We start from the raw sequence: 24,996 nt of genomic DNA, 5'->3' as shown, positions 1-24,996 counted from the left end.
CCATGAACATCATCAATGCCCGCCTGCGTGGCAAGCCCGGCCTGTTCCGCATCGAGCTGGACGGCGAGCGCATCGCCGCCATCGCGCCGCAGGCTGACGTGGCCGTACTGGCCAGCGCGGCTGACCTGGACGCTCGGCAGAACCTGGTAGTGGCGCCCTTCGTCGAGCCGCACATCCACCTCGACGCCACCCTCACGGCGGGCGAGCCGAAGTGGAACATGAGTGGCACCTTGTTCGAAGGCATCGAACGCTGGGCCGAGCGCAAGGAAATCACCACCCACGACGACATCAAGACCCGCGCCAAGAAGACCATCGGCATGCTGGTGGACCATGGCATCCAGCACGTGCGCACCCATGTCGACGTCACCGACCCCAAGCTGACCGCACTCAAGGCCATGGTCGAGGTGCGCGACGAGGTGCGCGACCTGGTCGACCTGCAGATCGTCGCGTTCCCTCAGGAGGGCATCGAGTCATACGCCAATGGCCGGGCGCTGATGACCGAAGCGGTGGCCATGGGCGCCGATGTGGTTGGCGGCATTCCGCATTTCGAGAACACCCGCGACCAGGGCGTGGCGTCGATCAAGTTCCTCATGGACCTGGCCGAGCGCACCGGCTGCCTGGTGGACGTGCATTGCGATGAGACCGACGACCCGCAGTCGCGCTTCCTCGAAGTGCTGGCCGAAGAAGCACGGGTGCGCGGCATGGGCGCGCGGGTCACGGCCAGCCACACCGTGGCCATGGGCTCCTACGACAACGCCTACTGCTACAAGCTGTTCCGCCTGCTGAAGATGTCGGGTATCAACTTCGTCTCGTGCCCCACCGAAAGCATCCACCTGCAAGGGCGCTTCGACGGCTACCCCAAGCGCCGCGGGTTGACCCGCGTGGCCGAGATCGACCGGGCCGGGATGAACGTGTGCTTTGGCCAGGACTCCATCGTCGATCCGTGGTACCCGCTGGGCAACGGCAATATCCTGCGCATTCTCGAAGCCGGGCTGCACATCTGCCACATGCTTGGCTACGAAGACCTGCAACGCAGCCTGGACCTGATCACCGACAACAGCGCCCGCACCCTCAACCTCGGCGAGCGCTATGGCATCGAGGTCGGGAGGCCGGCCAACCTGCTGCTGCTGTCGGCGCCGGATGACTACGAGATGGTTCGTAGCCAGGGCCATGCGCTGGTGTCGGTGCGCAACGGCAAGGTATTGATGCGCCGCACGCCGGCGCAGGTCGAACGGCTTGCCTGACGGCTCGCGCCGCAGATCAGTACCGCGAATACTGATACCAGCCAGCGTGAAACAGCGCCCTGGTCTTCGGGGAGAGCGCCTAGCGCCCCAGCAGTTGCCCCACCAACCACTGCCCGGCGGGCCCCAGCGCCCGCTGGCGCGACCAGGCCACATCCATGGCCACCCGCCGTGGGTAGCCGGCCATGGGTAGCTCCACCAGGCCACTGCCGAAGCGCGCTACCAGCGCCTTGGGCAGTTCGGCCCAGCCGAAGCCGCGCACGGCGAACTCCAGCAAGGTCAGGTAGTCCGGTGCCGACCAGGCCTGGCCGTGGCCATGGGGCAGGCTTGCGGCGTAGGTCTTGATGTACAGCTGGCGCGCGTTTTCCAGGTGCTCTGGCTGTAGCGCCGGCAGCTTCGCCAGCGGGTGTTCGCTGCTGGCATACAAGCAGAATTCCGCCTGCTCGGGCAGGCGTGCCACGCTGACATCGGCCGGGTAACGGTCCTGTGCGGCGAGGATGCCGATATGCGCCAGGCCTTGCTGCACCAGGTCGATCACGTCAGCGTCTTCTGAGGGGCCGCAGCGCAGTTCGGTGTGCGGGTAATGCTCGGCGAAGCGGCCCATCGCCGCGCCCTGGAAGGTGACGCTGTAACTGTCGGACATCACCACTGACACCAGCGGTTCGACCTGGTCAGCCAGGCGCACGGCCAAGGCATCCAGTTTGGCGCTGGCATCGAGGATCGCCTCGACGTGCTTCAGTACCTGATGGCCGGCGGCATTGAGCGTGGGGTGGCGGCCGGCGCGGTCGAACAGCGGGCAACCGATGTCGGCTTCGAAGTTGGCGATGGCGATGCTGATGGTCGACTGGCTTTTGCGCAGTTTGCGCGCAGCCGCGGAGAACGAACCAAGGGCGGCGGCCTCGACGAAGGCGACGAGGGCTTCAGGTGAGTAGCGCATGGATATCGATAAATGCTATGGACGCAGGGCCATGAGTATCGATCCTGTCAATGTGCAAGGCAAGCATGCGCCGAGGCAGCTGTGCGGCGCCCTGGGTGACTTGGATCCGCATCGGCTTGCGCAAGCATTCACCGCTGACTGACGCAGCCGCCCATGATCTGCAATCGATCGTACAGCGATGCTGCCCTCAGCTGCGTCCTTTGGCCGGTTTTCGTACGGGTTTGTCTTTGCCTGGCATGTGCAGATAGGACATTACGCTTTCGGTCAATTCGGACGCCAATTGCACCGCTTCAGTGTTGCGGGCCATCACCCCGGCGACCAGTGCTTCGATAAGGGCCAGTACGGCGCCGTTGGAACTGATCAGCACAGGGTGGTCGGCCGGGGCAAACAGCACATGCTCGGCGATGCTGGCCAAGGGCGAGGCGGGCGAATCGGTTATCGCCAGCACGGTTGCCCCGCGTTCGCTGGCAAAGCGCGACAGCTGCAACGTGTCGAGCGAGTAGCGCGGCAGGGAAATCGACAGCAATACATCCTGTCTGGTGATGGACGCCAGGCGGTAAGCGGCGTTCTCGTTGCCACCTTCCATGCTCACCGCCGTGGCATCGGCGCAGAATGGCACCAGGTTGGCTGCGGCGAGGCCGGCCATGTATGCGCTGTTGCCAAAGCCGAGTATGTAGATCTTGCGGGCTTGGGTCAGGCAACGGACAAACGCTTCGAAGGTGTCGGCGGTGTTGTTGCTGCCGGTGGTGTGCAGGTTGCCGGTGGCGATCTGTACCTGCTCGTGCAGACCAAAGGTGCCGTCCGGGCGTTGTGCCAGTTCATTGCGCAGCTTGTCCACCGGCGACACCATCTGTTGCAGGGTGCTCACCAGCTCGGCTTTCAGCCCGGTATAGCCGCCCATGTCGATGGCTTTGGCCAGGCGGTTGACGGCGGCCGCCGAGGTGCAGGTTTCAACGGCCATCTCCTCGATGGTCAGCGTCGCCGCTTTCAAAGGATGACGCAGGATGAAGTCTGCCACCTTGCGCAGCGAAGGTTGCAGGTGGGGGGCGGCCTCCGCCAGCTTGCGCATCACCGGCGCAGCGTAGATGGTCAGGTTCTTGGCAGATGTCGGCATTGGGGTCGGCACGTTGGAGGAATGGGCGTACGCGCCTGGTCGAGGCGGTCATGGCAAAGACCGCAGTGTATCCCAAGGAGGGCGCGAATGTAGCGCCCTGCAGGGCGGCATGCCACAACCTACTTCAGGCTGCCGGCCAGAAACTGCTGCAGGCGCTCGGAGCTGGGCCGGGCCAACAGTTCACGCGGGCAGCCGCTTTCCTCCACGCGGCCCTGGTGAAGGAACAGCAGCTGGTTGGACACTTCCCGGGCAAAGCCCATCTCGTGGGTGACCACCACCATGGTGCGACCTTCCCGGGCAAGGTCGCGCATGACCTTGAGCACCTCGCCCACCAGCTCCGGGTCCAGCGCCGACGTCGGTTCGTCGAACAGCATGACCTCCGGCTCCATGGCCAGGGCGCGGGCGATCGCCACACGCTGTTGCTCTCCACCGCTCATGTGGCCAGGGTAGGCGGCTTGGCGATGGCCAACGCCGACTTTCGCCAGATAGTGCTCGGCCCGTTCGCGGGCTTCTTTCCTGCCCACACCCAGCACGTGCACCGGCGCTTCCATGACGTTTTCCAGCGCTGTCATATGTGACCACAAATTGAAATGCTGGAAGACCATCGACAGGCGTGAGCGCATGCGTTGCAGCTGCCTGCTGTCCGTGGCGCTGAGAGTACCACGGGACCTGTGCCGCGCCAGTTGCAACTCCTCGTTGTTGAGCAGGATGCGCCCGCCGTGTGGTTCTTCCAGCAGGTTGATGCAGCGCAGGAAGGTGCTCTTGCCCGAGCCGCTGGAGCCGATGATGCTGGTGACATCACCGGCCTTGGCTTTCAGGGAAACGCCCTTGAGCACGTCGTGGGTACCGTAGCGTTTATGCAGGTCTTCGATTTGCAAGGTGTACATGGCAGGGGCTCTCTTGTTGTCAGTCGGTAAGCAGGCGGCCATGGCGCAACGGGTGTGCGCCGGCGACCTTGGCCAGCCACAGCCCGGGCTGGGCGTAGCGCAAGCGCTCGCGGGCGTAGAGGATTCCGGCGGTGGTGGCGTGTACCACGGAGTGCTGGTCGCTGATAGGGTCGATTACCTCGAACAAGGGATCGCCTGCAGCGACCCGCTTGCCCAGGGGCTGCAGGAAACTCACCACGCCCGGGTGCGGCGCACAGGCGTACTGCGCGCCGGAGAACGGGGTGGCGTCACAGCATGTCGAAGGCGCGGCGGGCCAATCGCCGCTGAGCAGACCCTGATCGGCCAGAAAGCCCAATATGGCTTCGGCACTGTGCTGCACCTGGGGGCGGTCGGTATCGGCCATGCCGCGCAGTTCGACCGTGGTGGCGACACAGGCCAGTGGGATGCGGGCGTGCCCGAACTGTTCTGCCAGGCGCAGCCAGGGCAGGGCACAGGCTTCATCGAACGAGCTGCCGCCGCTGTCCTCGGCCAGCAACACCGCGCCCGCGTCCAGGCGCGCAGCCAGCGGTTTCAGGGCTGGCCAGAGCTGGGGCAGGGCGTACAGCAGCACGACCGACTCAAAGTCGCAATGCAGGTCGAGCACCACGTCTGCGTCGCAGGCCTGTAGCAGCAGTATCCGGCGCAGGCCTTCGAGTGCCGAGGCCGCGGGCGGCATCGCGCTGATGGCCTCACGCATCAGGCGGCGAACCAACGCGATGTTTTGCCGCGCATCGTTACCCAGACGGCCTTCGAGCTGTGGTGCGATCAGTGCTGCCAAAGCAGGAAAGTCGCGGTTGAAGTTGTGCCCGCTGGCCAGGTCGAAGCGCCCCTGGTGAGTGGCCTGAAAAACCTGCCCCAGGCCGATCGGGTTGGCTACCGGCACCAGCTCGATCACGCCAGCCAGGCGGCCTTGGCGTTCCAGTTCGAGCAGGCGCTGCTTGAGCTCCGCTGCGACGCGCATGCCGGGAAGTTCATCGGCATGCAGGGCTGCCTGAATGTAAGCCTTGCGCGAGCCACTGCCAAAGCGGAACACCGAGACCCGACGTTCCATGCCAGCGCTGCTCCAGGGCAGGGTGTGTTGAATATGTTCCATGTAGATCTCTCAGTTCTTGCGCGGGGCCAGGTGGGCCAGCCAGCGGCCTTCTGCCAGTTTGAACAGGCGCACCAGGATCAAGGTCAGGCACAGGTAGAACAGCCCGGCAGTGACGAAGGCCTCGAACGGCATGTAGTAACGCGAGCTGACGGTCCTGGCCACACCGGTGATGTCGACCAAGGTGACGATCGAGGCGAGCGAGGTTGTGTGCAACATCATGACGACTTCATTGCTGTACTGCGGCAGTGCACGGCGCAGCGAAGACGGCAGCAGGATCCGGCGGTACAGGGTAATGCGTGGCATGCCCATGGCATGGGCCGCTTCGATCTCGCCAGGCGGCGTGGCCCTCAGGCTGCCGGCGAGAATCTCGGCACTGTAGGCACTGGTGTTGATGGCGAACGCCAGGCAGGCGCAGAAGGTGGCGCTGGAAAGGTACGGCCACAGCACGCTGGTGCGCACTGCCTCGAACTGCGCCAGGCCGTAGTAGATGAGAAACAGCTGCACCAGCATGGGGGTGCCACGAATGACGTAGGTATACAGCCATGCCGGGGCGCTGAGCCATGGCTGGCGCGATACGCGCAACAGCGCCAGCGGGATGGCCAGCGCCAGGCCTGCGGCGAGGGCAATCAGCAGCAGTTTGAAGGTCACTAGCACACCGCCTGCAAAGAGCGGCAGGCTGTCGGCGATCAGCTTGAAGTCCAGCATGGAGCGTCCTCAAAGTTCGGCCAGACGGGTGCCGACGCTGTAGCGCTTTTCCACCAGGCGCAGGATGAGCAGCGATACGCTGGTGAGCGTCAGGTACAACGCGGCAACGGTCAGGAAGAAGGTGAATGGTTCGTGGGTAGCGTCGGCCGCGCTCTTGGCCTTGAACATCATGTCCTGCAGGCCAATCAGCGATATCAGTGCCGTGGCCTTGGTCAGCACCAGCCAATTGTTGGTGAAGCCGGGCAGGGCGAAGCGGACCATCTGCGGCAGCAGCACTCGCCTAAAGACCTGCATGCCTGTCATGCCATAGGCCGCGCCGGCTTCGGCCTGCCCTCTGGGGATGGCCATGAAAGCACCGCGGAACGTTTCCGAAAGATAGGCACCGAAGATGAAGCCCATCGTGCAGACCCCTGCGATGAACGGGTTGATATCGATGTAGCGAGGATGACCGAGCAGCGGCGCGACACGATTGATCAGGTCCTGGCCGCCGTAGAAGATCAGCAGGATCAGTACCAGGTCAGGTATGCCGCGGATGACCGTGGCGTAGCTTTCGCCAAGCACGGCCAGCCACTTCAAGGGCGACAGGCGGCATGTCGCGCCCAGCAAGCCGAGGGCGATCGCCACTGTCATGGAAATCAGGGCCAGACTCAGCGTCAGCCAAGCCCCCTGGAGAATGGTCGGGCCGTAGCCGTGGAGCATGGTCGGGCCTCTTACTTGCCGTAGATGTCGAACGCAAAGTACTTCGCCTGTACCAGCTGATAGGTGCCGTTGGCGCGAACCGCGTCAATGGCTGCGTTGAGGCGGGCGGCGTGGTCGCTGTCACCCTTGCGCACGGCAATGCCTGCCCCCTTGCCGAAGTAACGTGGGTCGTTGAAGTCTGGGCCGACCAAAGCGAAGCCTTTGCTGATGGGGGTCTTGATGAAGCCTTCGCTGGTGTTCACGATGTCTGCCAGTGTCGCGTCCAGTCGGCCCGCGGCCAGGTCGAGGAAGGCTTCGTTCTGCGAGGCGTAGCGCACCACCTCGATGCCGGCGGGTTCGAACTGGTCAGAGGCGAATCGGTCGTAGGTCGATGCGCGCTGTACGCCCACCTTCTTGCCCTTGAGGTCCACCAACGGATCGTTCACCACGCTGCCGGCCTTCATCGCCAGCTTGCCAGGCGTCTGATAGTACTTCTTGCTGAAGTCCACCGACTTCAAACGGTCCTCGGTAATCGACATCGATGACAGTACCGCATCGATCTTGCGCACCTTCAGCGAAGGGATCAGCCCGTCGAACTCTTGCTCGACCCACTCGCATCTGACCTTCATTTCTGCGCACAGGGCATTGCCGATGTCATAGTCGAAACCGCTGATCTTGCCTTCCGGGGTCTTGAAGGCGAAGGGCGGATAGGCCGCTTCGATACCGATGCGCAGGGTATCGTCGCTGGCGGCGGTGATGCCACTGACGGCGCTGAGTGCCAGCGCGCCGAGAAGTACGATCTTGTTCATCTTGTTGACTCCTAGCTGGGGCGGATTGAGTGTGCGCGCAGGTCGCCTGGGCGATGGCGTTACCTGGGCCGTTGGTGTGCAGATTTATGACATTATTTTTTTCAGAAATCTACATTCGTGAAAATAAATTATCTACCTCTCTATTGCCTCTTCAGGTCGAGAAGCCTCTAGCGCGTGCCTTGCCGGTCGTTCTCACGTTTTTGTCCTGGCACGCGTCGGGGGCACGCCAGCGCGCAACGCTTGAAGACATGCCTGCGCTGATATATAAATTTTCAAAAAATAGAATTTGGAAAATATAGTTCCATGGCGCGCTGCCAGCCGGCTCGCACGAATTTCCATAACAAGAGCGACAATCCATGAACACACCGTTGAACGCGGGGGCAATGATCGCCGCCCTGATGCTTTCCTGTGCCAGTCCGGCCGCCCTGGCTGAAGGCAACTTGCTGGCCGTGGGCGGTATGCTGCGTGCCAGCAACCTTCCGGTCTATGACAAGTTCATCGAACTCGCCGGTGGTCGTCAGGACGCCCGCATCGTCATCGTCCCAACGGCCAGCGGCAGCCTGAGCTCGAGCAATCGCTTCATGGCGGAACTGGTTGCCCTCGGGGTTGCCGCGAAGCGCATCAGTATCGTGGGGGTCGACAAGCTCAACTACCAGCGAACCATGAACGATGCCGCAGTGGTCGAACCGCTGCGCGGTGCCAGCGGCGTGTGGTTTGTCGGTGGCGACCAGGCCCGGATCGCCCGCGCCCTGTTCAACGCCGATGGCTCCCCGTCGCTGCTGATGCAGGCTGTGCGCAGCGTCTATGACCGCGGTGGCGTGGTCGGCGGCACCAGCGCCGGTGCCAGCGTTCTGGGGGGACGGATGCCAACCGCCTTCGGCGTCGTGATGGATACCCTGGACTTCGGCGTGGCCAGCAAAGCTGACCAGCGCGGCACGGCGTTGCTCAAGGGTGCCGGCCTGTTCAAAGGTGGTGTGATCGATCAGCACCTCGATCAGATCGAGGAAACCAGCACCGGGCGTGTCGCGCGCATGGCAGCCTACCTCACCGGGGGCACGCTCAACCGCGGGTTCGGCCTGGACACCAACACCGCGATGTGGGTCAACCCTCAAGGGCAGGTACAGGTGCTGGGCGAGGGCTATCTGACCGTGATGGACACCCGCCAGGCAGAGAAATCCTTCGGCCTGTATGGCACACGGCTTAGCAATGTGCGCTTGGCCATGCTCAGCCATGGCGATCGCTATGACCTTGCCAGCGGCAAGGTGCAGCCCGCCCCAGGCAAGGCAGTCATTCAGGCCGGTAGCGAATACCTGTCGGGCAATCAGCTGATTACAGACCTTTCGGGCGTTTCGGCGATCGACCGGGCGGTGATCTATGGTCTGGCGGATAATACCGCCTCGCGGCAGCTGGGCCTGATGACCCGCTACAACCCGCTCAACGGCTACCACTACGGCTACCGTTTCGAGTTTAGCAAGACGCCTGACTTCAGCGCCTATAGCCAGGTGCACGATGCGCTGACCCAGTACAGCGTGGGTGGCGTGCGCCTGGATATCCGCCCGGTCAATGCCACCCTCGGCGAGCCCGCAACCAGCGCGCCGACCGACGCCGGCTCGGGGAGCAGCGGCGATGCGATTCGCGCCGTCAGTTTCAGGGGGCTGATGACCTTGAACGCCGGCAACGCCTTCGAACCAGGGCGGCCCATCACCCGTCTGGAACTGGCCAATGCCCTGCAGATGACGCTGGCCGCGGAGCCCAGGCGAGACCGGTTGCCCGCGTTGACCGATGTCGGCGCCGAACACCCGCTGCGTGATCAACTCGACGTGGTGCTGTCCAACGGCTGGATGAGCAGCAGCGAACCCTTCTCTGTCAACCAGCTCGTCAGCCGCAAGGAATGGGCGCTGGCCTGCCGGGCGCTGGTAGAGCGTTATCAGGGCATCCGCCTGAGCAGAACTGCGGCGTTGTCGGACATCGGTGGCCTGGCCAAAGCCTATGCCGATGCGGCCACCCTCACCGTGGGTGAGGGCTGGTTGCAGGCCGCGCAAGGCCGCTTCAACCCACAAGCCCCGGTAACCCGGGCCGAAGTGGCGCAGGTACTGGCCAAGGTCGTCGGGTTGCAACCGCTGTAAGTTGAACCAGGCCGCGCTTGGCCTGGCGCAGCATCGACCCTCCGTCAACCCACACAAGAGTCCTGTATGAAAATCAGCAGGTTGGAAGCGTTCGCCCTGGAAAAATTGCTGCAACCGCAAAGCCCGAAAGCCTTCGCCATCGCCCAGCCGGCGTTCCAGGTTCTGGAGCGGACGCAAACCAAGGCTGGCTTCTATTCGATCATCCAGTTGCCAGCGAGCATGGAGAGCCTGCACGACGATGCAGAGTTGAAGTGGCTGTTCAAGCTCAAGCAATCCAAAGCCAAGGGCTATTTCGTTTGCTGGGCAGAGTCGGCGACCACCCTGTGCCTGGAGGCGGTCATCAGCAAAGGGACGTGCCCACCCGAATTTTCACTGGAGCAATTGGCATAGGGCCGATGCGCCTGTCCTGACTGGCGGTGCAAGCCGCCACGTACCCCCATAACAAGAACAATGGAGCAAGCAATGAATACCGTGAAAGCGACCCTGATCGCAGTGGCCCTCGCCTCTACTCACGCCCAGTGGGCAGGTGCTGGCGAACAGCAGGCCTCGAAAGGCTTGATCGAAGACAGCACGCTGAACCTGCTCAACCGCAACTTCTGGATGCACCGCGACTATCGCAATGCCAGGCGCAACACCCGGAATGAATGGGACCAGGGTATCCAGGCGCACTATGTGTCGGGTTTTACCCCGGGCATGCTGGGCTTGGGTTTCGATGTGCATGCATATGGCGGCATCAAGCTTGATGGTGGACGCGGAAGCGTCGGCAACGGGATCCTGCCGGTGGATAGCGAGGGGCGTATAGAAGACAGTACCGGCGAGTTGGGCGGTGCGGTGAAGCTGCGGGTGTCGTCCACTACCTTGAAATATGGCGAGCAACGCACCACCGCCCCGGTGTTTGCCACCAGCGATTCGCGTCTGCTGCCGGAGACCGCGACCGGCGTTCACCTGGCCAGCCAGGAGTACGAGAAGCTGTCCGTTGAAGGAGGGCACTTCACTTCGATCAACCGACGTGACTCGAGCAACGCCGATGGCGCTCTGACCACCGAATACGCAGGTGTGGAAGCGCGCAGCGTTGATTTCATCGGTGCCACCTACCACGTCACCGACAGGCTCAGCCTGGCGGCCTACGCCAGCCAAGCCGAAGAGCTCTGGCGCCAGTATTTCGCCAACGTCTACTACACACTGCCCCTGGCTGAAACCCAGTCCGTGAGCTTCGACCTGGTCGCTTACAACACCCGCGATCAGGGCGCTGCGTTGGCGGGGCAACTGGACAATACGGCATATTCGCTCAAGGGTGCTTACAGCCAGGGTCCGCACAAGCTCAGCGTGGCGTACCAGAAGATCAGCGGCGACGACTTTTTCGACTACATCGGTGGTGATTCGATCTGGCTGGCCAACTCGGTCCAGTACTCGGACTTCAACGCCCCCAACGAGCGCTCCTGGCAGTTGAGATACGACCTGAACCTGGTGGCCTTCGGTGTACCGGGGCTGACGCTCATGGCCAGGTATGTGAAGGGCGATCAGATCGACGGTACCCGGGTGGACCCGAACGGCCCGTTCGCGGGATGGGCGGGAGATGACCAGAAGCACTGGGAACGGGATATGGAAGCCCGCTATGTCATCCAGGCCGGCATGGCCAAGGACCTCTCGTTCCGCCTGCGCCAGGCCACCCACCGTTCCACTTCATTCGATAACGACCTGGATGAAGTGCGGCTGATCGTGGAGTACCCGCTGAGCTTGCTGTAATCCGTGGGGCGATGGATGCCTGCCTGAGGATCGAAAAGACGATGCCCACGTTCCCTGCGCAAGGCAGGCATCAAAGCGCCGAGGCTCAGGCTTGCTTGGCGCTTGCAGTGGCGGTTGCTTCAGCCTGCTCATGCTGGCGCTTGCGGCCGATCACCAATACCCCCATGGCGGCCAGCGTGCACAGTGTCGCGAGGGGCATCAATGCCAGGGCATAGCTGTTGGTGGCGTCGTGGATGGCACCGTAGACGTTGACCATCAGCCCGCCACCGATCAGGTTGGCCATGGCGCCGACGGCCGCCAGCCCGGCGGCTGCCGTGGACGACGACAGCCAGCCGGAGACCAGTGCCCAGAACGGCCCCTTCATCGAATAAGCGCCCACCAGCACCATTGTCAGCATCACGACCGTGGCCGGCAGCGAGGAGGTGAACAAGGTCATCAGCAGGCCTGCGGCGATCAGCAGCATGGTCATCGCAGTGTGCCAGCGGCGCTCACCGGTACGGTCGGAGCTACGCCCCCAGATGATCATCGCGACCGAGGCGATGCCATACGGGATGGCATTGACCAGGCCGATCTCCAGGGCACTGAGACCGAAGGTTTTCAGCAGTTGCGGCGCCCACACGCTCATGGTGCTGCCCGCGGCGGAAGCGCCCGAGTAGATCAACGCGAGTACCCAGATATCCTTGTGGCGCAGCAGTTTCCACAGCGAGATATGGCCGATGGCGGTCTTCTTGGCGGCCTCGCTGGCCAGCCGTTGGGTGAGCCAGCCGCGTTGCTCGTCGCTCAGCCACTTGGCCTGTTCGGGACGGTCGGTCAGCACGAACAGGCAGGCGATGCCCAGCAACACTGCCGGGATGCCTTCGAGGATGAACAACCAGTGCCAGCCGCGCATGCCCATCCAGCCATCCAGGCTCAGCAGCAGGCCCGACAGGGGCGAGCCAATGAAGTTGGCGGCCGGGATCGCCACCATGAACAGCGCCACCATGCGCGCACGGTAGGCCGACGGTAGCCAGTAGGTGAGGTAGAGCAGCACGCCCGGGAAGAAGCCGGCCTCGGCGGCGCCCAGCAGGAAGCGCATCACGTACAGCGAATTGGCGCCCTGGACGAACGCCGTGCCGGCGGAGATCAGGCCCCAGGTGATCATGATGCGAGCGATCCAGATCCGCGCGCCATACCGCTGCATGGCCAGGTTGCTGGGCACTTCAACCAGGAAATAAGAGAAGAAGAACAGGCTGCTGGCGAAACCGAAGACCTTGGCTGAGAGCTCCAGGTCCTGGTTCATCTGTAGCGAAGCCATGCCAATGTTGCCGCGATCGATGATCGCAATCAGGTAGCAGATGATCAGAAAAGGCAGCAGGCGCCAGGCAACACGGCGCATGGTGCTGCGTTCGAGGTCGTCCGGCACGGATGTAGCTGAATTCATGGTGCTCTCCAATTGTTGTTTTTCTGGAGTGATGCGTGGTATCGGCGCCGCTTCTCGCAAAGCGGCGCGAGAGGGCTGCAATCAGCTGTCGATCAGGTGGCGGTTGACCACGCAACGCGGATCAAGGGCATTGCCCGCCAGGATATCCAGCACCTGCCTCACACAGACCAGGGCTACACGGTCGCGGGCTTCGGTGGTGTTGGCGCCGACGTGTGGTGTGGCGACCAGGGTCGGCAAGCCCCACAGCGGGCTGTCGGCGGGTGGCGGCTCGGGGCTGAAGGTGTCCAGGCCCGCACCGGCAATGCGACGCTCGCTGAGTGCCTGTACCAGGGCGTCAGTGTCGATCAGCTCGCCACGGGCAGTGTTGATGAGGATGGCACCCGGACGCATGCGTGCCAATTGGTCAGCGCCGATCAGGCCGTGATTGGTCTCGGTCAGCGGGCAGTGCAGGCTGATGATATCGCTTTCGGCGAGCAGGCGATCGAAATCTTCTTCGCGCTCGACATGGGCGCGTGCCGGCAGTTGCTTGAGGTAAGGGTCGAACACCTTGACCTTCATGCGCAGCGGCGCCACCAGGTCCATCAGAATGCTGCCGATCGAACCCAGACCCACCAGGCCCAAGGTCTTGCCGGACAGCTCGATGCCGTTGGCTGATGCCTTGTCCCAGTGACCTTCACGCATGCGTGCATCGAGCAGGGCGGTCTGGCGGGCGACGCTGAACATCAGGGCAAAGGCATGCTCGGCCACTGACTGTGCGTTGGCACCCACTGCGATCGACACAGGTATCCCGTGCTCGGCAGCAGCCTGGATATCGATGGTGTTGAAGCCGACACCGTGCTTGGTGATCAGCTTCAGCTTGGTGCAAGCCTCGATCATGGCACGGGTCAGGCTGCCCTGGCGAACCACGATGGCATCGGGCTGTTCCGCGCGAATGATGGCGACCAGCTCTTCTGCCGGCAGGTAGGGCGTGGTGGGGACCACCCTGATGCCCTGGTCGGCGGCAAGTTGCATGGCCTCGGCGGCGAGTTCGGGGCCGGTAATCAGAATGGTACGGGACATCGTGAACACCTTTTTATTGTCAGGGCAGTCGCTGCAGCTCAGGGGCGGCGATGGAATCAACCCTACCATAATGAAACGGCGTTGCAACAAAATAAATTTACTGCTCGTCGCCATCTGAATAGCAGCTAAAAAAAGCGATTGAAAAAGGAATAATGCAATGACATTCTAAAAAACAGATTCGGCGGCCGCCGATGACATCGAATAACATCAATAGAGGTATGTCACATGAGCATTGGCTTCCAAGTGCTTGAGCGCACGCGCAAAATTGGCGAAGAGTGGGTTGCACGCTACCGTGAGGTTCCGGTCGCCAACGTCAGCGACTCGATGAACCGCATGACGGCGGGCGGTGCCCGGCTGCGCCCAATGCACCGCGAAGGGGGGCTTTGCGGCCCGGCCCTCACCGTCAAGGCTCGCCCAGGTGACAACCTCATGCTGCACTACGCCCTCGACATCGCTCAGCCAGGCGACGTGATCGTGGTCGATGCCGGCGGTGACCTGACCAACGCCCTGATCGGCGAAATGATGGTGGCCTACGCCGTCAAGCGTGGTGTGGCGGGCATCGTCATCAATGGCGCGATCCGTGATGCGGCCAATATCGGCGCAGGCGACTTCCCGCTGTTCGCCGCGGGTGTGTCGCACCGTGGCCCGTACAAGGACGGCCCGGGCGAGATCAACGTGCCGATTGCCATTGATGGTATGGTGATCGAGCCGGGCGACCTGGTGATCGGCGATGAAGACGGCCTGCTCTGCGTACCGTACGACCAGGTTGCCGACGTCTATGCCCGTGCCACGGCCAAGCATGCTGCCGAAACCGCTCAGATGGAGCACATTGCCCAAGGTACCAACGACCGCTCCTGGGTCATTGAGTCCTTGAAGAAGAAAGGCTGCCTGCTGCCAGGCTGACCCAACAACCTGCTGCGCACCTTGCGATGGGGGGCGCAGCAGGTGATGGACTGGCGCGGGTCTCATGAGGATTCGCAGACTTGACCGATTCACCGTCGTCGCATCGTAGTCAATGGCCTTCGGCCATTCGGGCGCTCGCCCACCGTAATTTCCAGATCTATTTCGCCGGCCAGGGGGTTTCCACCCTGGGCAAGTGGGTGCAGCAGGTGGCGTTGGCCTGGCTCGCCTATCACCTCACGGGTTCGGCGGTGCTGCTGGGCCTGATCACCTTCCTTTCGCTGGCGCCGCAACTGCTGATTGGCCCGCTGGCCGGTGCATGGATCGACCGGCACGACAAACGTCGATTGCTGATCATCGTGCAAGTGATCCTGACCCTGCAGTCGTCGGCGTTGGCGCTCTCTACCTGGCTGGGCTGGGTCGATGGCCCGATCATCGCCGGCATGGCCTTGCTGCTGGGTTTGCTGAACGCCCTGGAAACACCGTTACGCCAGGCCTTGATCGGCAGTTTCGTCGATGACCCGGCCGACCTGCCCAATGCGCTGGTACTCAATGCCATGCTGATCAACGGCGCACGTTTCGTCGGCCCGCCATTGGCCGGGGCACTGATCGCGCTCGCCGGCGAGGCGACCTGCTTCGCGCTGACGGCCTTGGCCTTCCTGGCATTGCTGTTCGGCTTGCTGAAGGTGCGCGGTAGCGCCAGCCCAAAGGCCAGTGGTTCGACTGCCCAGGTGTTTCGCGAGGGGCTGGCCTACATGTGGCAGACCCGCAATGTGCGCCAACTGCTGGTCAACGTGATCATGGTCAACCTGTTGGCGTCCTGCTATGCAGCGTTATTGCCGATCCTCGCCAAGGCGGTGTTTGCCGGTGACGCCAAAGTGCTGGGGTGGTTGTGGGGGGCGGCGGGGGCGGGAGCCTTCGCGGCGACCCTGGTGCTGGCGTTCGGCGGCGCATTGCCCCGCCTGCGCCAGTTCACCGACGCCGGGGCGCTGCTGTGCGCGGTCGCCCTGGTCGGCCTATGGCTGGCGGGCATGCTGCCATTGGCGTTGCTGGCGCTGGCATTGCTGGGTTTTGGCATCACCCTGAGCAATGTCAGCACCAACATGCAGCTGCAGAGCGGTGCGCCGGGCCACTTGCGTGGCCGGGTGATTGCCTTCTACATCGCCATGCGTTTTGGCTTCGAGGCTCTGGGCGGGATGATCGCCGGGCTGGCCGCGGCCCGCTGGGGGGCACCGGCGACCTTGGGGATCGCCGGTGGGGTGCTGGTGCTGGGGTTGCTGGGGCAGTACGGCATGCGTCGCCGCAGTTGATCGGTCAGGCAGCCTGACCCTGGCCCTGCGGCGTTTGCTGCTTGGCCGGGTCACCCAGCCAGAGCATCAGGCAGGTACCGATCAGCAGGATCGAGGCTACGGCGAAGAACGGCAGGGTGAAGCTGTGCGTGGCATCCTTGATCAGGCCGATGAGGAAGGGCCCGGTGAAGCCGCCAAGGTTGCCGATCGAGACGATCAGCGCCAGGCCGCCCGCTGCGGCGCGGCCGGTGAGGAAGGTCGAGGGAATCGCCCAGAACGTTGCCTGGAAAGACAGGATGCCGGCCACGGCCAGGCACAGGCTGGCGATCTTCAGCAGCGGCTGGTCGATCAGCGCAGCACTCACCAGGGCCAGTGCAGCAAACGCCAGTGCGCTGGCCACGTAGGGCAGACGGTGCGTGCTGCGGTTGGCCAGGCGCGCCCATAAGGTCATGGCCACGGCGCCCAGCAGGTAAGGCAGCGCCACTACCGGGCCGACCACGCCACTGGAAATACCCAGGCTCTTGATGATCTGCGGCAGCCAAAGCCCGATGCCGATGGAGCCGACGATGCAGCAGAAGTTGATGGCCGCCAGGGTGAACACCTTGGGATTGGTCAGTGCTGCGCGCAGTGTGTTGCCGTGGGAGGCGCCAATGGCCTGTTGCTCCTGGGACAGGCGCTGGGTCAGCCAGGCCTTTTCCCGTGGGTTCAGCCACTTTGCCTTGTTCGGGGCATCGACCAGCACGAACAGGCAGGCAATACCGAGCAACACGGCAGGCATCGATTCGGTGACCAGTAGCAGTTGCCAGTTCTTCAGGCCCCACACACCGTGCTGTTCCATCAGCCAGCCCGACAGTGGCGAGCCGACGATGTTGGCGACCGGGATGCCCAGCAGGAACGCTGCGGTAGCTTTCGCTCGCCACTTCCCGGGGAACCAGTAGGTGAAGTACAGGTACACCCCTGGCGTGAAGCCTGCTTCGGCAAGCCCCAGCAGGAACCGTGCGATGCTGAAGCTGATGGGGCCGGTGGCGAAGGCGGTGGCCATGGAAATCAGCCCCCAGGTGATCATGATCCGGGCAATCCACACCCGTGCGCCAAAGCGCTGCATCAGCAGGTTGCTGGGGATCTCGAACATGAAGTAGCCGAAGAAGAACAGGCCGGCCGCCCAGCCGAACATCGTCGCGGTCAGCCCCAAGTCCTGGTTCATGCTGATGGCGGCGAAGCCGACGTTGGTGCGATCGAGGTAGCTGATCACGTAGCAGATGAAGATGAACGGCACCAGGCGCCACAGCACGCGGCGCATCAGGCGGTCGCCCTCGGCGTCGCTGAGCGGCGCCTGGGCTGCAGGGGAATCGTGGTTCATGTCGTCACTCTTTTGTAGTTGTTGTGTGCGCTGACAGGCGCGGGTTCAGCTGTGGGAATACATCTGCAACCCAGGTGTGGCGGTACGGACCTGCAGAATGCTGCCGGTCTCGGATTCGGTAATGAACAGGGTCTGTCCGTCATCGCCACCGAAGGCCAGGTTGGTGTTGCTGATCCCGGCGCAGGAGACGATGCGTTGCAGCGGTTCGGCGACTTTCGACAGCTTCCACACCGAGCCGAAGCCGGTATGGGCGATGTACAGGTTGCTCTGCGCATCGAGGGCCAGGCCGTCGGGCCCGCCCAGGCCGCCATGCAACTGCGCGAAAACGCCCACCTTGCCGACGATCGAGCCGTTACCCAGCGGGATGCGCCAGATCTGCTGCGCGCGGGTCACGGCTACCAGCAGGTGGTTGAGGTGGGGGTCGTAGACGATGCCATTGGGGCTGGGAATGGTACCCAGCAGACACGTCAGGTTGCCCTTGGCGTCGAGCTTGTATACCCGGCCCGTGGCGTCCTGCAGGCCAGTCTGGCCCTGGTCGGTGAAGTACAGGTCACCGTTTGGCGCGAACACCAGGTCGTTGACGCCCTTGAAACCTTCGGAGCCGGCCGAGTCCAGCAGCGGCTCGATGGCGCCGGTCTGCGGGTCGAGCAGCATGATCCCACGCTTGTAGTCGGTGATGAAGATGCGCCCGTCCTGGTGAATCTTCAGGCCGTTGGGCCAGCCATCGTACTGGCAGACCAGTTCCCATTCGCCTTGGGGCGAGATGCGGAAGATGCGCCCGTTGGGAATGTCGGTCACGTACAAGCGCCCCTGACGGTCGAAAGACGGGCCCTCGAGGAATGAGTCGATTGCGCGTCCCTGGCGGTTGGCGTTGGCCCAGGCAGTGGGGCGCGGCTCGCGGAAGCGTTCGGGCAGGCGCGTGAAGACGGTGGTTTCAACGGTGGGTGGGGCAGCGAAAAAACTCATGAGGGCTCCTGGCGGCAAGGGGCGCGTGAGCGTCCAGGTTGTTGTGTTCTTGGTTTAATGCAATGCCATTTCAAAATAAATCATGATGCGACGAAAGGCGATGATTTTCGTCGTCTTTTTCGCGGCTCTTGACGAGGCTCAAAATTATGTGACCTTATGTAAAGGAAATGGCGTTCCAAAATAAAAACAACTGGAGTTTGCTATGCAGCCTTGGTCATGGCGTATGCCGTACCGTCCTTCTCGGTCTCTGAAAAACCTCTCGCTTACCGTTGGCCTTGCGGCTGTCACCGCCTGGCGCAAGCGGGTCACCGTGCGCCGTTGGGGCATGCAGGGCTGACTCGGCGTCCATTCCAATAACAAGAAAACCGGCACCCGGGTTCGGGTGCTCAGGGAGCTTTCGTCTTGAAATCCTTACCTTCCTTCTGTGGTCTTGCCCTTGCCGCCAGTGGTGGCCTAATGGCGTCGCCTGCTCTGGCGGACTTTCTTGCCGACAGCCATGCCAACCTGGCGATGCGTAACTTCTACTTCAACAGTGATAACCGCGACGGTGCCGCCAAGCCTTCGAAGACCGAGGAATGGGCGCAGGGCTTCCTGCTCGATCTGCGTTCGGGGTACACCAGCGGGGTGATCGGCGTCGGGGTGGATGCGACCGCCATGCTGGGTGTCACCTTGGACAGCGGCCGTGGCCGACACGCGGGTGGCACGATGATTCCGTCCGATGGCGAGCGTGCGGTGGATCAGTGGGGCAGCGCGGGCGCGACTTTGAAGTTGAAAGCGAGCAAGAACGAGCTGCGGGTCGGCCAGTTGATGCCGAAGATGCCGGTGCTGATGGCCTCGGATGGTCGGTTGCTGCCGCAGACCTTCCAGGGGGTGCAGCTGCAGTCGAAGGAGTTCGACAATCTGATGCTGATCGGCGGTGCGCTTGACCGCGCCCGGGGCCGGGCGTCCACCGACCTGACCGGCATGGCCGTAAGTGGCGGCACCCAGGAAAGTGACCGTTTCTATTTTGCCGGTGTCGATTACCGTGCCAGCGATGCGCTCATGCTGCAGTACTACGCGGGTGAATTGCAGGACTATTACCAGCAGCATTTTGCTGGCCTCAATCATACCCTGGCACTGACTGACGACAGCTCGCTGACGACCGACCTGCGCTACTTCCGCACCCGCTCGGACGGCGCCAACGGCAGCGCTTCGGGGCGAGCGCAGGGCTATACCGTAGGCGGCTACACCGCCGATGGAGACGGCGAAATCGATAGCGACCTGTGGAGTGCGGCGTTCACTTACCGCCTGCGTGGTCACTCGCTCATGCTGGGCTATCAGAGCGTTTCCGATGACAGCACCTTCGTGCAGATCAACCAAGGGTCGATCGACAAGGGGGCCGGTGGCAGCAGCTTGTACCTGTGGACAGACAAGATGCTATTGAGTTTCACGCGTGCTGGCGAGCGCACCGGTTTTGCGCAGTATGGCTACGATTTCGCGGCGTTGGGTGTGCCCGGCCTCAAGGCCTCGGTGATGTATCTCAAGGGTGACCACATCCAGACCGCGGGCGGCGCCGAGCAGTCGGAGTGGGAGCGGGACTTCTCCCTGGATTATGTGATCCAGAGCGGGACCTTCAAGGGCCTGGGCGTGGCCTGGCGCAATGGCATGTCCCGCAGCGAAGCGGCCCGCAATGGCGATCAGAACCGCGTGATCGTCAACTATACCGTGGCATTGTTCTGAGCTGGCAGCAGCCGGCCTGTTCAGCGTTACGGCCCGGGAAAACTACAGGTCAGTACGGCCCCGCGCAGAGGCGCGGGGCCATGGCTGTTGCATCAGTGCTGCATGCGTTGCTTCGCCACTTCGTCCGTGGACACAGGCGAGCCTGAATTTCCCCAGCCCGAGCGAATGAACGACACCACGTCTGCCACTTCCTGATCGCCAAGGCGCCAGGCGAAGCTGGGCATGCCGTAACCGGTGGGGGCATGCTGGTTGCCCGGCAGGTAGCCGCCGTCCAGCACGATATGGATCAGCGAGGTCGCATCCTTGCCATTGAGTACCGGGTTGCCGGCCAGGGCCGGGAACACCTCGGCGTAACCGCGGCCGTCGCTGCGGTGGCAGGCCATGCAGTTGTCGATGTAGGTGCGAGCGCCCGGGGTACTCACGTCCATGCGGCTCAGTTGCAAAGCGGTGTTGCTTTCGGCTTTGACGGCAGGCGACGCATTCACCGGAGGCAAGCTCTTGAGGTAGTGAGCGATGGCCAGGCGATCAGCATCGGTCAGGTGTTGCATGCTGTGCTGGATGACATCGGTCATGCTACCGAACACCGCCGTGCGTTCCGTGCGGCCGGTTTTCAGGAACTGCGCGAGCTCCTCGGTGCTCCAACTGCCCAGGCCATCGTGCGCGTCGCCGCGCAGGCTTTTCGCCACCCAGCCTTCCAGCGGTGCGCCGCCGGCCAGGAAGTGGTCGCCATCGCTGTCGGTTAGCGATTTTTCCTGCATGCCGATGCCGCGTGGGGTATGGCAACTCCCGCAGTGACCGAGGCCGTTGACCAGATAGCGGCCGCGCTCCAGTTGTGGGTCTGGCGTGCTGGCCGTTTCGGTGGCGACCTTCGGGGCGAACGTCCAGCGCCAGAACGCCAGCGGCCAGCGCATGTTCATCGGCCAGGGGATGTCGCTTTCGCGGTTGGCCTCGGCCACCGGCTGCACACCTTTCATGAAGTAGGCATAGAGGTCGGCGATGTCCTGGTCGGTGACCTTGGCGTACGAGGGGTAGGGCATGGCGGGGTAGAGGGTACTGCCATCCTTGCGAATGCCGTCTCGGTGTGCGGCGACGGCGGCTTCATGATGAACAGCCAGGAGCTGGAAACTGCGGCCCGTCTGGGCATGCACATCACCGTGGTGATCCTGCGTGACGATGGCTACGGCATGATCCGCTGGAAGCAGGCCAACATGGGCTTCACCGATTTCGGCCTGGACTACGGCAACCCGGACTTCGTCAAATACGCCGAAGCCTATGGTGCCAATGGTCACCGCGTCGAAAGCGCCGAAGCCTTGCTGCCACTGCTCGAGCACTGCATCAAGACCCCTGGCGTGCACGTGATCGACTGCCCGGTGGACTACAGCGAGAACGACTTCATCCTGAACATGCAGTTGCGTGAGCGCAGCATGGCCATCTGAGCCACGCTTTGCAGTGGGCCGGCAGGCGCGATGACGGGCCTGCTGGTTTTCTGCTCGAGGTTCTTCACCGTCGACGATGATGGTGCCGCATCGGCTCTTGCTGGCATGATGGCGGTTGCCAGGGCATTCGCAGATAATGATTCATCTGGGCCCTGACAAAGACTTGGGCAAATCAAATGTGAGGATCTACGGATGGTTAATGTTCGGCCGCGTCCTGCGGTGAATGGCGTGGCTTCGGCTGACCGCGTGCTGACAGTGCTCTCGGCGTTCCAGGTGGGCGACACGTCCTTGACCCTTGTGGAGCTTGTCGAGCGTACCGGACTGATCAAAAGTACCATCATGCGTTTGATGGTCTCGCTGGAGAACCATGGTTTCGTCAATCGCATGGCAGATGGGCGCTACCAGCTGGCCAGCGAGGTCATGCGGCTCAATGCGGTGTATGAGGAGGGCATTGATCTGGAGCGCCACGTGATGCCCAGGCTGCACCTGTTGGCAGAGCGTACCGGCGAGACGGCCTCGTTCTACGTGCGACACGGCGCGTATCGGATGTGTCAGTACCGCGTCAATTCGCCCCATCGACTGCGCATGCACGTCCAGCCCGGCGACATGCGGCCGATGGACGACGCCGCTGGGGCCCAGGCGTTGCGCGCGCCGTTCGCCAGCGGTATCGCCATGCAAAAGCCGTTTTACTCGATGGGAGCCACAGACCCGCATGCCGCATCGGTCGCCTTTCCCGTGTACGGCGCTGGCGACGAGCTGGTCGGCGCACTGGTGCTTTCCGGCCCATCCAGCCGGCTCACCCCGGAGTGTGCCGAAGCCTTCAACGACATCTTCTTCGACGCTACCCGTGACCTGATGCGCAGCCTTGGCTGCAAGGCCGCAGATGGCTTGCCGGCAGCCGGGAAGTAAACATCGCCAGCTGGACGCGGGGCGGCTACTAGCGCAATGACCGCTGTAGCCGTTCGGTCAGGTTCAGCAGATCACTGAATCAGCGGCACGCCACTGAGCTTCTGCAGCTCGTCGAAGTCGATGTCCGCGCAGATCTCTACCACTTTCAGGCCATCGGCGGTGACTTCCAGCACGGCCAGGTCGGTATAGATGCGGCTGACGCAGCCGATGCCGGTCAGCGGGTAGGTGCACTCAGGCACCAGCTTGCTTTCGCCGGTTTTGGTCAGGTGGTCCATCATCACGAACACCTGGCGGGCGCCCGTGGCCAGGTCCATCGCGCCGCCCACGGCGGGGATCGAACCTTCGGCGCCGGTGTGCCAGTTGGCCAGGTCGCCCTTGACCGACACCTGGAAGGCACCCAGTACGGCGATGTCCAGGTGGCCGCCACGCATCATCGAGAACGAGTCGGCGTGGTGGAAGAAAGCACCGCCGGTGAGCAGGGTCACGTGTTGCTTGCCGGCGTTAATCAGGTCGTCGTCTTCCTCGCCTGGCGCCGGGCTCGGGCCCATGCCCAGCAGGCCGTTCTCGCTGTGCAGGAACACTTCCTTGTCGCCCAGGTAGTTGGCCACCAGGGTCGGTGCGCCGATGCCCAGGTTGACGTAGGCGCCTTCCTGGATGTCTGCGGCCACGCGCTGGGCCATCTCGGTGCGGGAGAGCTTTTTGGTGATGGTCATGGCAGGCCTCAGACAGCGTTGGCGATCGAAGAAGCGGCAGCGCCGGAAACGGCGACCACGCGCTGGACGAAAATACCCGGGGTGATGATGTGCTCCGGGTCCAGCTCACCGAGCTCGACGACCTGGTCGACCTGGGCGATGGCGGTCTTGGCCGCCATGGCCATGATCGGGCCGAAGTTGCGCGCGGCCTTGCGGTAGACCAGGTTGCCCCAGCGGTCACCCTTGTGCGCCTTGATCAGTGCAAAGTCGGCGTGCAGTGGCATTTCCAGCACGTACATGCGGCCGTCGATTTCACGGGTTTCCTTGCCTTCGGCGAGCAGGGTGCCATAGCCGGTCGGCGAGAAAAACGCCCCGATGCCCGAACCCGCGGCGCGGATGCGCTCCGCCAGGTTGCCTTGTGGCACCACTTCCAGTTCGATCTTGCCGGCACGGTACAGTTCGTCGAACACGTAGGAGTCGGACTGGCGCGGGAAGGAGCAGATTACCTTGCGCACGCTGCCGGCCATCAGCAGAGCGGCCAGGCCGATCTCGCCGTTGCCGGCGTTGTTGCTGATGATGGTCAGGTCGCGGGCACCGGTGGCGATCAGGCCATCGATGAGTTCGGACGGCATCCCGGCGGTGCCGAAGCCACCGACCATGATGGTCGAACCGTCGGTAATCCCTTCCACCGCGCTGGCGATGGACTCAAACGTTTTATTGATCACAGCGAGCTCCTGGTTCTTCCTGGAGTATGAATTGTCGACCTGCCGCGTTGACGCGGTGGGGCCATGCAGCGCGTTGGCGTTGTGTGCTGACTGCCCATAGCGTGCCGCAATAGCGTGAAACAGTAGAGAGGGTGGAGAGGAATTTGTGCGATTACCGAACTGTTGTGCGATTTCTGAGCGGCCCGGCTGCCTGGCATTCACTCCGATGCAAACGACGGCCGCTCGGCGAACCAGGCCACCGCCAGCGCCTTGAACGCCTCGGCCGAAGGCGTCAGCGGATAGCGCTGGTCATGCGCCAGAACGATGCTGTGGGTGGGCAGCTTCTCCTCGGTCGGCCGGCAGACCAGCGCTTGCCCATCGTAGCTGCGGTCACCAAATGGCCGGGTATAGATCAGCGCCACGCCAAAGCCGTTGGCGACGAGGCTACGCTGCAGCTCGAAGGTGCGCACACGGTGCACAACGGCCGGTGACAGGTCGTAGAAGCTGAACAGGTCCAGCACATGCTGCCAACTTTGCGCCTGATCGGTGACCACCAAGGTGTATTGCGCCAATGCCTTGAGGCTGACGCGCGGCTGCCTGGCCAAGGGGTGATCGGCCGCCAGCAGTACCTGAGCGGTCAGCTCACACAGCTGAGTGCAGTGGGTGTTCGGCGGCAAACCCAGGTCGTAGGTGATCGCCAGTTCTATCGCCCCTTCACTGAGCCGCTTGCCCACGAAATCGAAGCTGCCATCGCGCATGTCGACCGTGACTCGTGGGCAGGACTCCTGCATCCGCCGCACGATTTGCGGCAGGCAATAGGGCGCCAGGTCTTCGAAACAGCCGACCACCAGTTCGCCGACGCACTCACCTGCATTGGCATTGATTTCGGCAAAGGTCTGCGCCTCTGCCAGCACGCGACGGGCCTGGACCATGACTGTGCGACCGAAGGGTGTCAGCGATATGCCCAGGCCCCGTTGGCGGATGAAGATCGATTGCCCCAGCACCTCCTCCAGCTCGGTGATGGCGGCCGAGATGGAGGGTTGTGAAACATGCAGTTCCATGGCCGCAGCCGTCAGGTTTCCATGCTTGGCCGCTGCGAGCGCATAGCGCAGTTGGCGCAGTGTGAACTTCATAGGTTTTTCCTTTGTGATGCATCAGCACTTATTA

24 protein-coding genes and 2 pseudogenes are annotated in these 24,996 nt (G+C 63.1%); 10 read left to right on the top strand and 16 right to left on the bottom strand.

Going from position 1 to position 24,996, the window contains the following annotated elements; translation table 11 throughout:
• Positions 1–2: 2 nt before the first annotated feature.
• Entirely contained in the window at positions 3–1,244 is a 1,242-nt protein-coding gene (gene codA, locus APH33_RS23335) for a cytosine deaminase (RefSeq protein WP_054887405.1), read from the top strand.
• A gap of 79 nt (positions 1,245–1,323) precedes the next feature.
• Here the strand turns inward: codA and APH33_RS23330 are convergent, their stop codons facing one another.
• Complete coding sequence (locus tag APH33_RS23330; RefSeq protein WP_054887404.1) at positions 1,324–2,178, bottom strand: LysR family transcriptional regulator; 855 nt, start codon at positions 2,176–2,178, stop codon at positions 1,324–1,326.
• Between APH33_RS23330 and APH33_RS27545 the strand changes: the two genes are divergently transcribed.
• On the top strand, positions 2,177–2,320 hold the full coding sequence (locus APH33_RS27545) for a hypothetical protein (RefSeq protein ID WP_218187138.1): 144 nt from the start codon (positions 2,177–2,179) through the stop codon (positions 2,318–2,320). The two genes, APH33_RS23330 and APH33_RS27545, sit on opposite strands and share 2 nt — an antisense overlap.
• 45 nt (positions 2,321–2,365) lie before the next feature.
• On the opposite strand, the gene APH33_RS23325 is transcribed toward APH33_RS27545, so the two are convergent.
• From APH33_RS23325 to APH33_RS23300, 6 genes are all read right to left on the bottom strand, one after another.
• Positions 2,366–3,292 (bottom strand): MurR/RpiR family transcriptional regulator, encoded by a 927-nt coding sequence (locus tag APH33_RS23325; protein WP_054887403.1) that lies wholly within the window; start codon positions 3,290–3,292, stop codon positions 2,366–2,368.
• Between the two features lie 119 nt (positions 3,293–3,411).
• On the bottom strand, positions 3,412–4,179 hold the full coding sequence (locus APH33_RS23320; RefSeq protein WP_054887402.1) for an ABC transporter ATP-binding protein: 768 nt from the start codon (positions 4,177–4,179) through the stop codon (positions 3,412–3,414).
• A gap of 19 nt (positions 4,180–4,198) precedes the next feature.
• Positions 4,199–5,311, bottom strand: a complete 1,113-nt coding sequence (locus APH33_RS23315) for a succinylglutamate desuccinylase/aspartoacylase family protein (protein ID WP_054887401.1) — start codon at positions 5,309–5,311, stop codon at positions 4,199–4,201.
• Between the two features lie 9 nt (positions 5,312–5,320).
• A complete protein-coding gene (locus APH33_RS23310) occupies positions 5,321–6,016 on the bottom strand; it encodes an ABC transporter permease (protein WP_054887400.1) in 696 nt (231 codons plus the stop codon).
• A 9-nt stretch (positions 6,017–6,025) separates the two neighbouring features.
• Complete coding sequence (locus APH33_RS23305; RefSeq protein ID WP_054887399.1) at positions 6,026–6,715, bottom strand: ABC transporter permease; 690 nt, start codon at positions 6,713–6,715, stop codon at positions 6,026–6,028.
• 11 nt (positions 6,716–6,726) lie between these two features.
• Positions 6,727–7,503: an ABC transporter substrate-binding protein gene (locus APH33_RS23300; RefSeq protein ID WP_054887398.1), complete on the bottom strand. Its 777-nt coding sequence runs from the start codon at positions 7,501–7,503 to the stop codon at positions 6,727–6,729.
• A 356-nt stretch (positions 7,504–7,859) separates the two neighbouring features.
• On the opposite strand from APH33_RS23300, the gene APH33_RS23295 reads away from it, so the two are divergent.
• The 3 genes from APH33_RS23295 to APH33_RS23285 all read left to right on the top strand — a co-directional run bounded on the left by APH33_RS23295 (position 7,860) and on the right by APH33_RS23285 (position 11,375).
• Positions 7,860–9,629, top strand: coding sequence for a cyanophycinase (locus tag APH33_RS23295; protein ID WP_054887397.1), 1,770 nt, complete (start codon positions 7,860–7,862; stop codon positions 9,627–9,629).
• A gap of 66 nt (positions 9,630–9,695) precedes the next feature.
• Positions 9,696–10,019, top strand: a complete 324-nt coding sequence (locus tag APH33_RS23290; RefSeq protein ID WP_054887396.1) for a hypothetical protein — start codon at positions 9,696–9,698, stop codon at positions 10,017–10,019.
• A gap of 72 nt (positions 10,020–10,091) precedes the next feature.
• Positions 10,092–11,375 carry an OprD family porin gene (locus tag APH33_RS23285; RefSeq protein ID WP_054887395.1) on the top strand — a complete coding sequence of 428 codons (1,284 nt, stop codon included), beginning with the start codon at positions 10,092–10,094 and terminating at the stop codon, positions 11,373–11,375.
• Between the two features lie 85 nt (positions 11,376–11,460).
• Here the strand turns inward: APH33_RS23285 and APH33_RS23280 are convergent, their stop codons facing one another.
• Positions 11,461–12,795 carry an MFS transporter gene (locus APH33_RS23280; protein WP_054887394.1) on the bottom strand — a complete coding sequence of 445 codons (1,335 nt, stop codon included), beginning with the start codon at positions 12,793–12,795 and terminating at the stop codon, positions 11,461–11,463.
• A gap of 81 nt (positions 12,796–12,876) precedes the next feature.
• Entirely contained in the window at positions 12,877–13,854 is a 978-nt protein-coding gene (locus tag APH33_RS23275; RefSeq protein WP_054887393.1) for a hydroxyacid dehydrogenase, read from the bottom strand.
• Positions 13,855–14,079: 225 nt separating this feature from the next.
• On the opposite strand from APH33_RS23275, the gene APH33_RS23270 reads away from it, so the two are divergent.
• Positions 14,080–14,757, top strand: a complete 678-nt coding sequence (locus APH33_RS23270; RefSeq protein ID WP_054887392.1) for an RraA family protein — start codon at positions 14,080–14,082, stop codon at positions 14,755–14,757.
• A 125-nt stretch (positions 14,758–14,882) separates the two neighbouring features.
• Complete coding sequence (locus tag APH33_RS23265; protein WP_054887421.1) at positions 14,883–16,064, top strand: MFS transporter; 1,182 nt, start codon at positions 14,883–14,885, stop codon at positions 16,062–16,064.
• Positions 16,065–16,068: 4 nt separating this feature from the next.
• Here APH33_RS23265 and APH33_RS23260 read toward each other — a convergent pair whose 3' ends face one another.
• Together APH33_RS23260 and APH33_RS23255 are read right to left on the bottom strand one after the other, a co-directional pair.
• Complete coding sequence (locus APH33_RS23260; RefSeq protein WP_054887391.1) at positions 16,069–17,403, bottom strand: MFS transporter; 1,335 nt, start codon at positions 17,401–17,403, stop codon at positions 16,069–16,071.
• 45 nt (positions 17,404–17,448) lie between these two features.
• On the bottom strand, positions 17,449–18,369 hold the full coding sequence (locus APH33_RS23255; RefSeq protein ID WP_054887390.1) for an SMP-30/gluconolactonase/LRE family protein: 921 nt from the start codon (positions 18,367–18,369) through the stop codon (positions 17,449–17,451).
• Between the two features lie 456 nt (positions 18,370–18,825).
• Here APH33_RS23255 and APH33_RS23250 point away from each other — a divergent pair, with 456 nt between their 5' ends.
• A complete protein-coding gene (locus APH33_RS23250) occupies positions 18,826–20,088 on the top strand; it encodes an OprD family porin (RefSeq protein ID WP_054887389.1) in 1,263 nt (420 codons plus the stop codon).
• Between the two features lie 92 nt (positions 20,089–20,180).
• Here the strand turns inward: APH33_RS23250 and APH33_RS23245 are convergent.
• A pseudogene (locus APH33_RS23245) lies at positions 20,181–21,173 on the bottom strand (cytochrome c); the annotation flags it as partial.
• On the opposite strand from APH33_RS23245, the pseudogene APH33_RS23240 reads away from it, so the two are divergent.
• A pseudogene (locus tag APH33_RS23240) lies at positions 21,162–21,524 on the top strand (thiamine pyrophosphate-dependent enzyme); the annotation flags it as partial. The pseudogenes APH33_RS23245 and APH33_RS23240 overlap by 12 nt on opposite strands.
• Here APH33_RS23240 and APH33_RS27795 read toward each other — a convergent pair.
• Positions 21,464–21,631 carry a hypothetical protein gene (locus tag APH33_RS27795; RefSeq protein WP_256218728.1) on the bottom strand — a complete coding sequence of 56 codons (168 nt, stop codon included), beginning with the start codon at positions 21,629–21,631 and terminating at the stop codon, positions 21,464–21,466. The pseudogene APH33_RS23240 and the gene APH33_RS27795 sit on opposite strands and share 61 nt — an antisense overlap.
• Before the next feature lie 85 nt (positions 21,632–21,716).
• On the opposite strand from APH33_RS27795, the gene APH33_RS23235 reads away from it, so the two are divergent.
• Positions 21,717–22,433: an IclR family transcriptional regulator gene (locus APH33_RS23235; RefSeq protein ID WP_082433691.1), complete on the top strand. Its 717-nt coding sequence runs from the start codon at positions 21,717–21,719 to the stop codon at positions 22,431–22,433.
• Between the two features lie 71 nt (positions 22,434–22,504).
• Here the strand turns inward: APH33_RS23235 and APH33_RS23230 are convergent, their stop codons facing one another.
• The 3 genes from APH33_RS23230 to APH33_RS23220 form a co-directional block, all read right to left on the bottom strand.
• Complete coding sequence (locus APH33_RS23230) at positions 22,505–23,146, bottom strand: 3-oxoacid CoA-transferase subunit B (RefSeq protein ID WP_054887386.1); 642 nt, start codon at positions 23,144–23,146, stop codon at positions 22,505–22,507.
• A gap of 8 nt (positions 23,147–23,154) precedes the next feature.
• Entirely contained in the window at positions 23,155–23,850 is a 696-nt protein-coding gene (locus tag APH33_RS23225; protein WP_054887385.1) for a 3-oxoacid CoA-transferase subunit A, read from the bottom strand.
• A gap of 197 nt (positions 23,851–24,047) precedes the next feature.
• Entirely contained in the window at positions 24,048–24,962 is a 915-nt protein-coding gene (locus tag APH33_RS23220) for a LysR family transcriptional regulator (RefSeq protein ID WP_054887384.1), read from the bottom strand.
• Positions 24,963–24,996 lie beyond the last annotated feature (34 nt).

The organism is Pseudomonas sp. NBRC 111130, from assembly GCF_001320485.1.
GTDB classification, from domain to species: domain Bacteria; phylum Pseudomonadota; class Gammaproteobacteria; order Pseudomonadales; family Pseudomonadaceae; genus Aquipseudomonas; species Aquipseudomonas vlassakiae.
This window is presented reverse-complemented; position numbering and strand designations above follow the sequence as displayed.

Coding starts and splice junctions, on each gene's coding strand:
- codA (WP_054887405.1), top strand. CDS start 3: ATGAACATCATCAATGCCCGCCTGCGTGGCAAGCCCGGCCTGTTCCGC.
- APH33_RS27545 (WP_218187138.1), top strand. CDS start 2,177: ATGGATATCGATAAATGCTATGGACGCAGGGCCATGAGTATCGATCCT.
- APH33_RS23330 (WP_054887404.1), bottom strand. CDS start 2,178: ATGCGCTACTCACCTGAAGCCCTCGTCGCCTTCGTCGAGGCCGCCGCC.
- APH33_RS23325 (WP_054887403.1), bottom strand. CDS start 3,292: ATGCCGACATCTGCCAAGAACCTGACCATCTACGCTGCGCCGGTGATG.
- APH33_RS23320 (WP_054887402.1), bottom strand. CDS start 4,179: ATGTACACCTTGCAAATCGAAGACCTGCATAAACGCTACGGTACCCAC.
- APH33_RS23315 (WP_054887401.1), bottom strand. CDS start 5,311: ATGGAACATATTCAACACACCCTGCCCTGGAGCAGCGCTGGCATGGAA.
- APH33_RS23310 (WP_054887400.1), bottom strand. CDS start 6,016: ATGCTGGACTTCAAGCTGATCGCCGACAGCCTGCCGCTCTTTGCAGGC.
- APH33_RS23305 (WP_054887399.1), bottom strand. CDS start 6,715: ATGCTCCACGGCTACGGCCCGACCATTCTCCAGGGGGCTTGGCTGACG.
- APH33_RS23300 (WP_054887398.1), bottom strand. CDS start 7,503: ATGAACAAGATCGTACTTCTCGGCGCGCTGGCACTCAGCGCCGTCAGT.
- APH33_RS23295 (WP_054887397.1), top strand. CDS start 7,860: ATGAACACACCGTTGAACGCGGGGGCAATGATCGCCGCCCTGATGCTT.
- APH33_RS23290 (WP_054887396.1), top strand. CDS start 9,696: ATGAAAATCAGCAGGTTGGAAGCGTTCGCCCTGGAAAAATTGCTGCAA.
- APH33_RS23285 (WP_054887395.1), top strand. CDS start 10,092: ATGAATACCGTGAAAGCGACCCTGATCGCAGTGGCCCTCGCCTCTACT.
- APH33_RS23280 (WP_054887394.1), bottom strand. CDS start 12,795: ATGAATTCAGCTACATCCGTGCCGGACGACCTCGAACGCAGCACCATG.
- APH33_RS23275 (WP_054887393.1), bottom strand. CDS start 13,854: ATGTCCCGTACCATTCTGATTACCGGCCCCGAACTCGCCGCCGAGGCC.
- APH33_RS23270 (WP_054887392.1), top strand. CDS start 14,080: ATGAGCATTGGCTTCCAAGTGCTTGAGCGCACGCGCAAAATTGGCGAA.
- APH33_RS23260 (WP_054887391.1), bottom strand. CDS start 17,403: ATGAACCACGATTCCCCTGCAGCCCAGGCGCCGCTCAGCGACGCCGAG.
- APH33_RS23255 (WP_054887390.1), bottom strand. CDS start 18,369: ATGAGTTTTTTCGCTGCCCCACCCACCGTTGAAACCACCGTCTTCACG.
- APH33_RS23250 (WP_054887389.1), top strand. CDS start 18,826: ATGGCGTCGCCTGCTCTGGCGGACTTTCTTGCCGACAGCCATGCCAAC.
- APH33_RS27795 (WP_256218728.1), bottom strand. CDS start 21,631: ATGCCAGCAAGAGCCGATGCGGCACCATCATCGTCGACGGTGAAGAAC.
- APH33_RS23235 (WP_082433691.1), top strand. CDS start 21,717: ATGGTTAATGTTCGGCCGCGTCCTGCGGTGAATGGCGTGGCTTCGGCT.
- APH33_RS23230 (WP_054887386.1), bottom strand. CDS start 23,146: ATGACCATCACCAAAAAGCTCTCCCGCACCGAGATGGCCCAGCGCGTG.
- APH33_RS23220 (WP_054887384.1), bottom strand. CDS start 24,962: ATGAAGTTCACACTGCGCCAACTGCGCTATGCGCTCGCAGCGGCCAAG.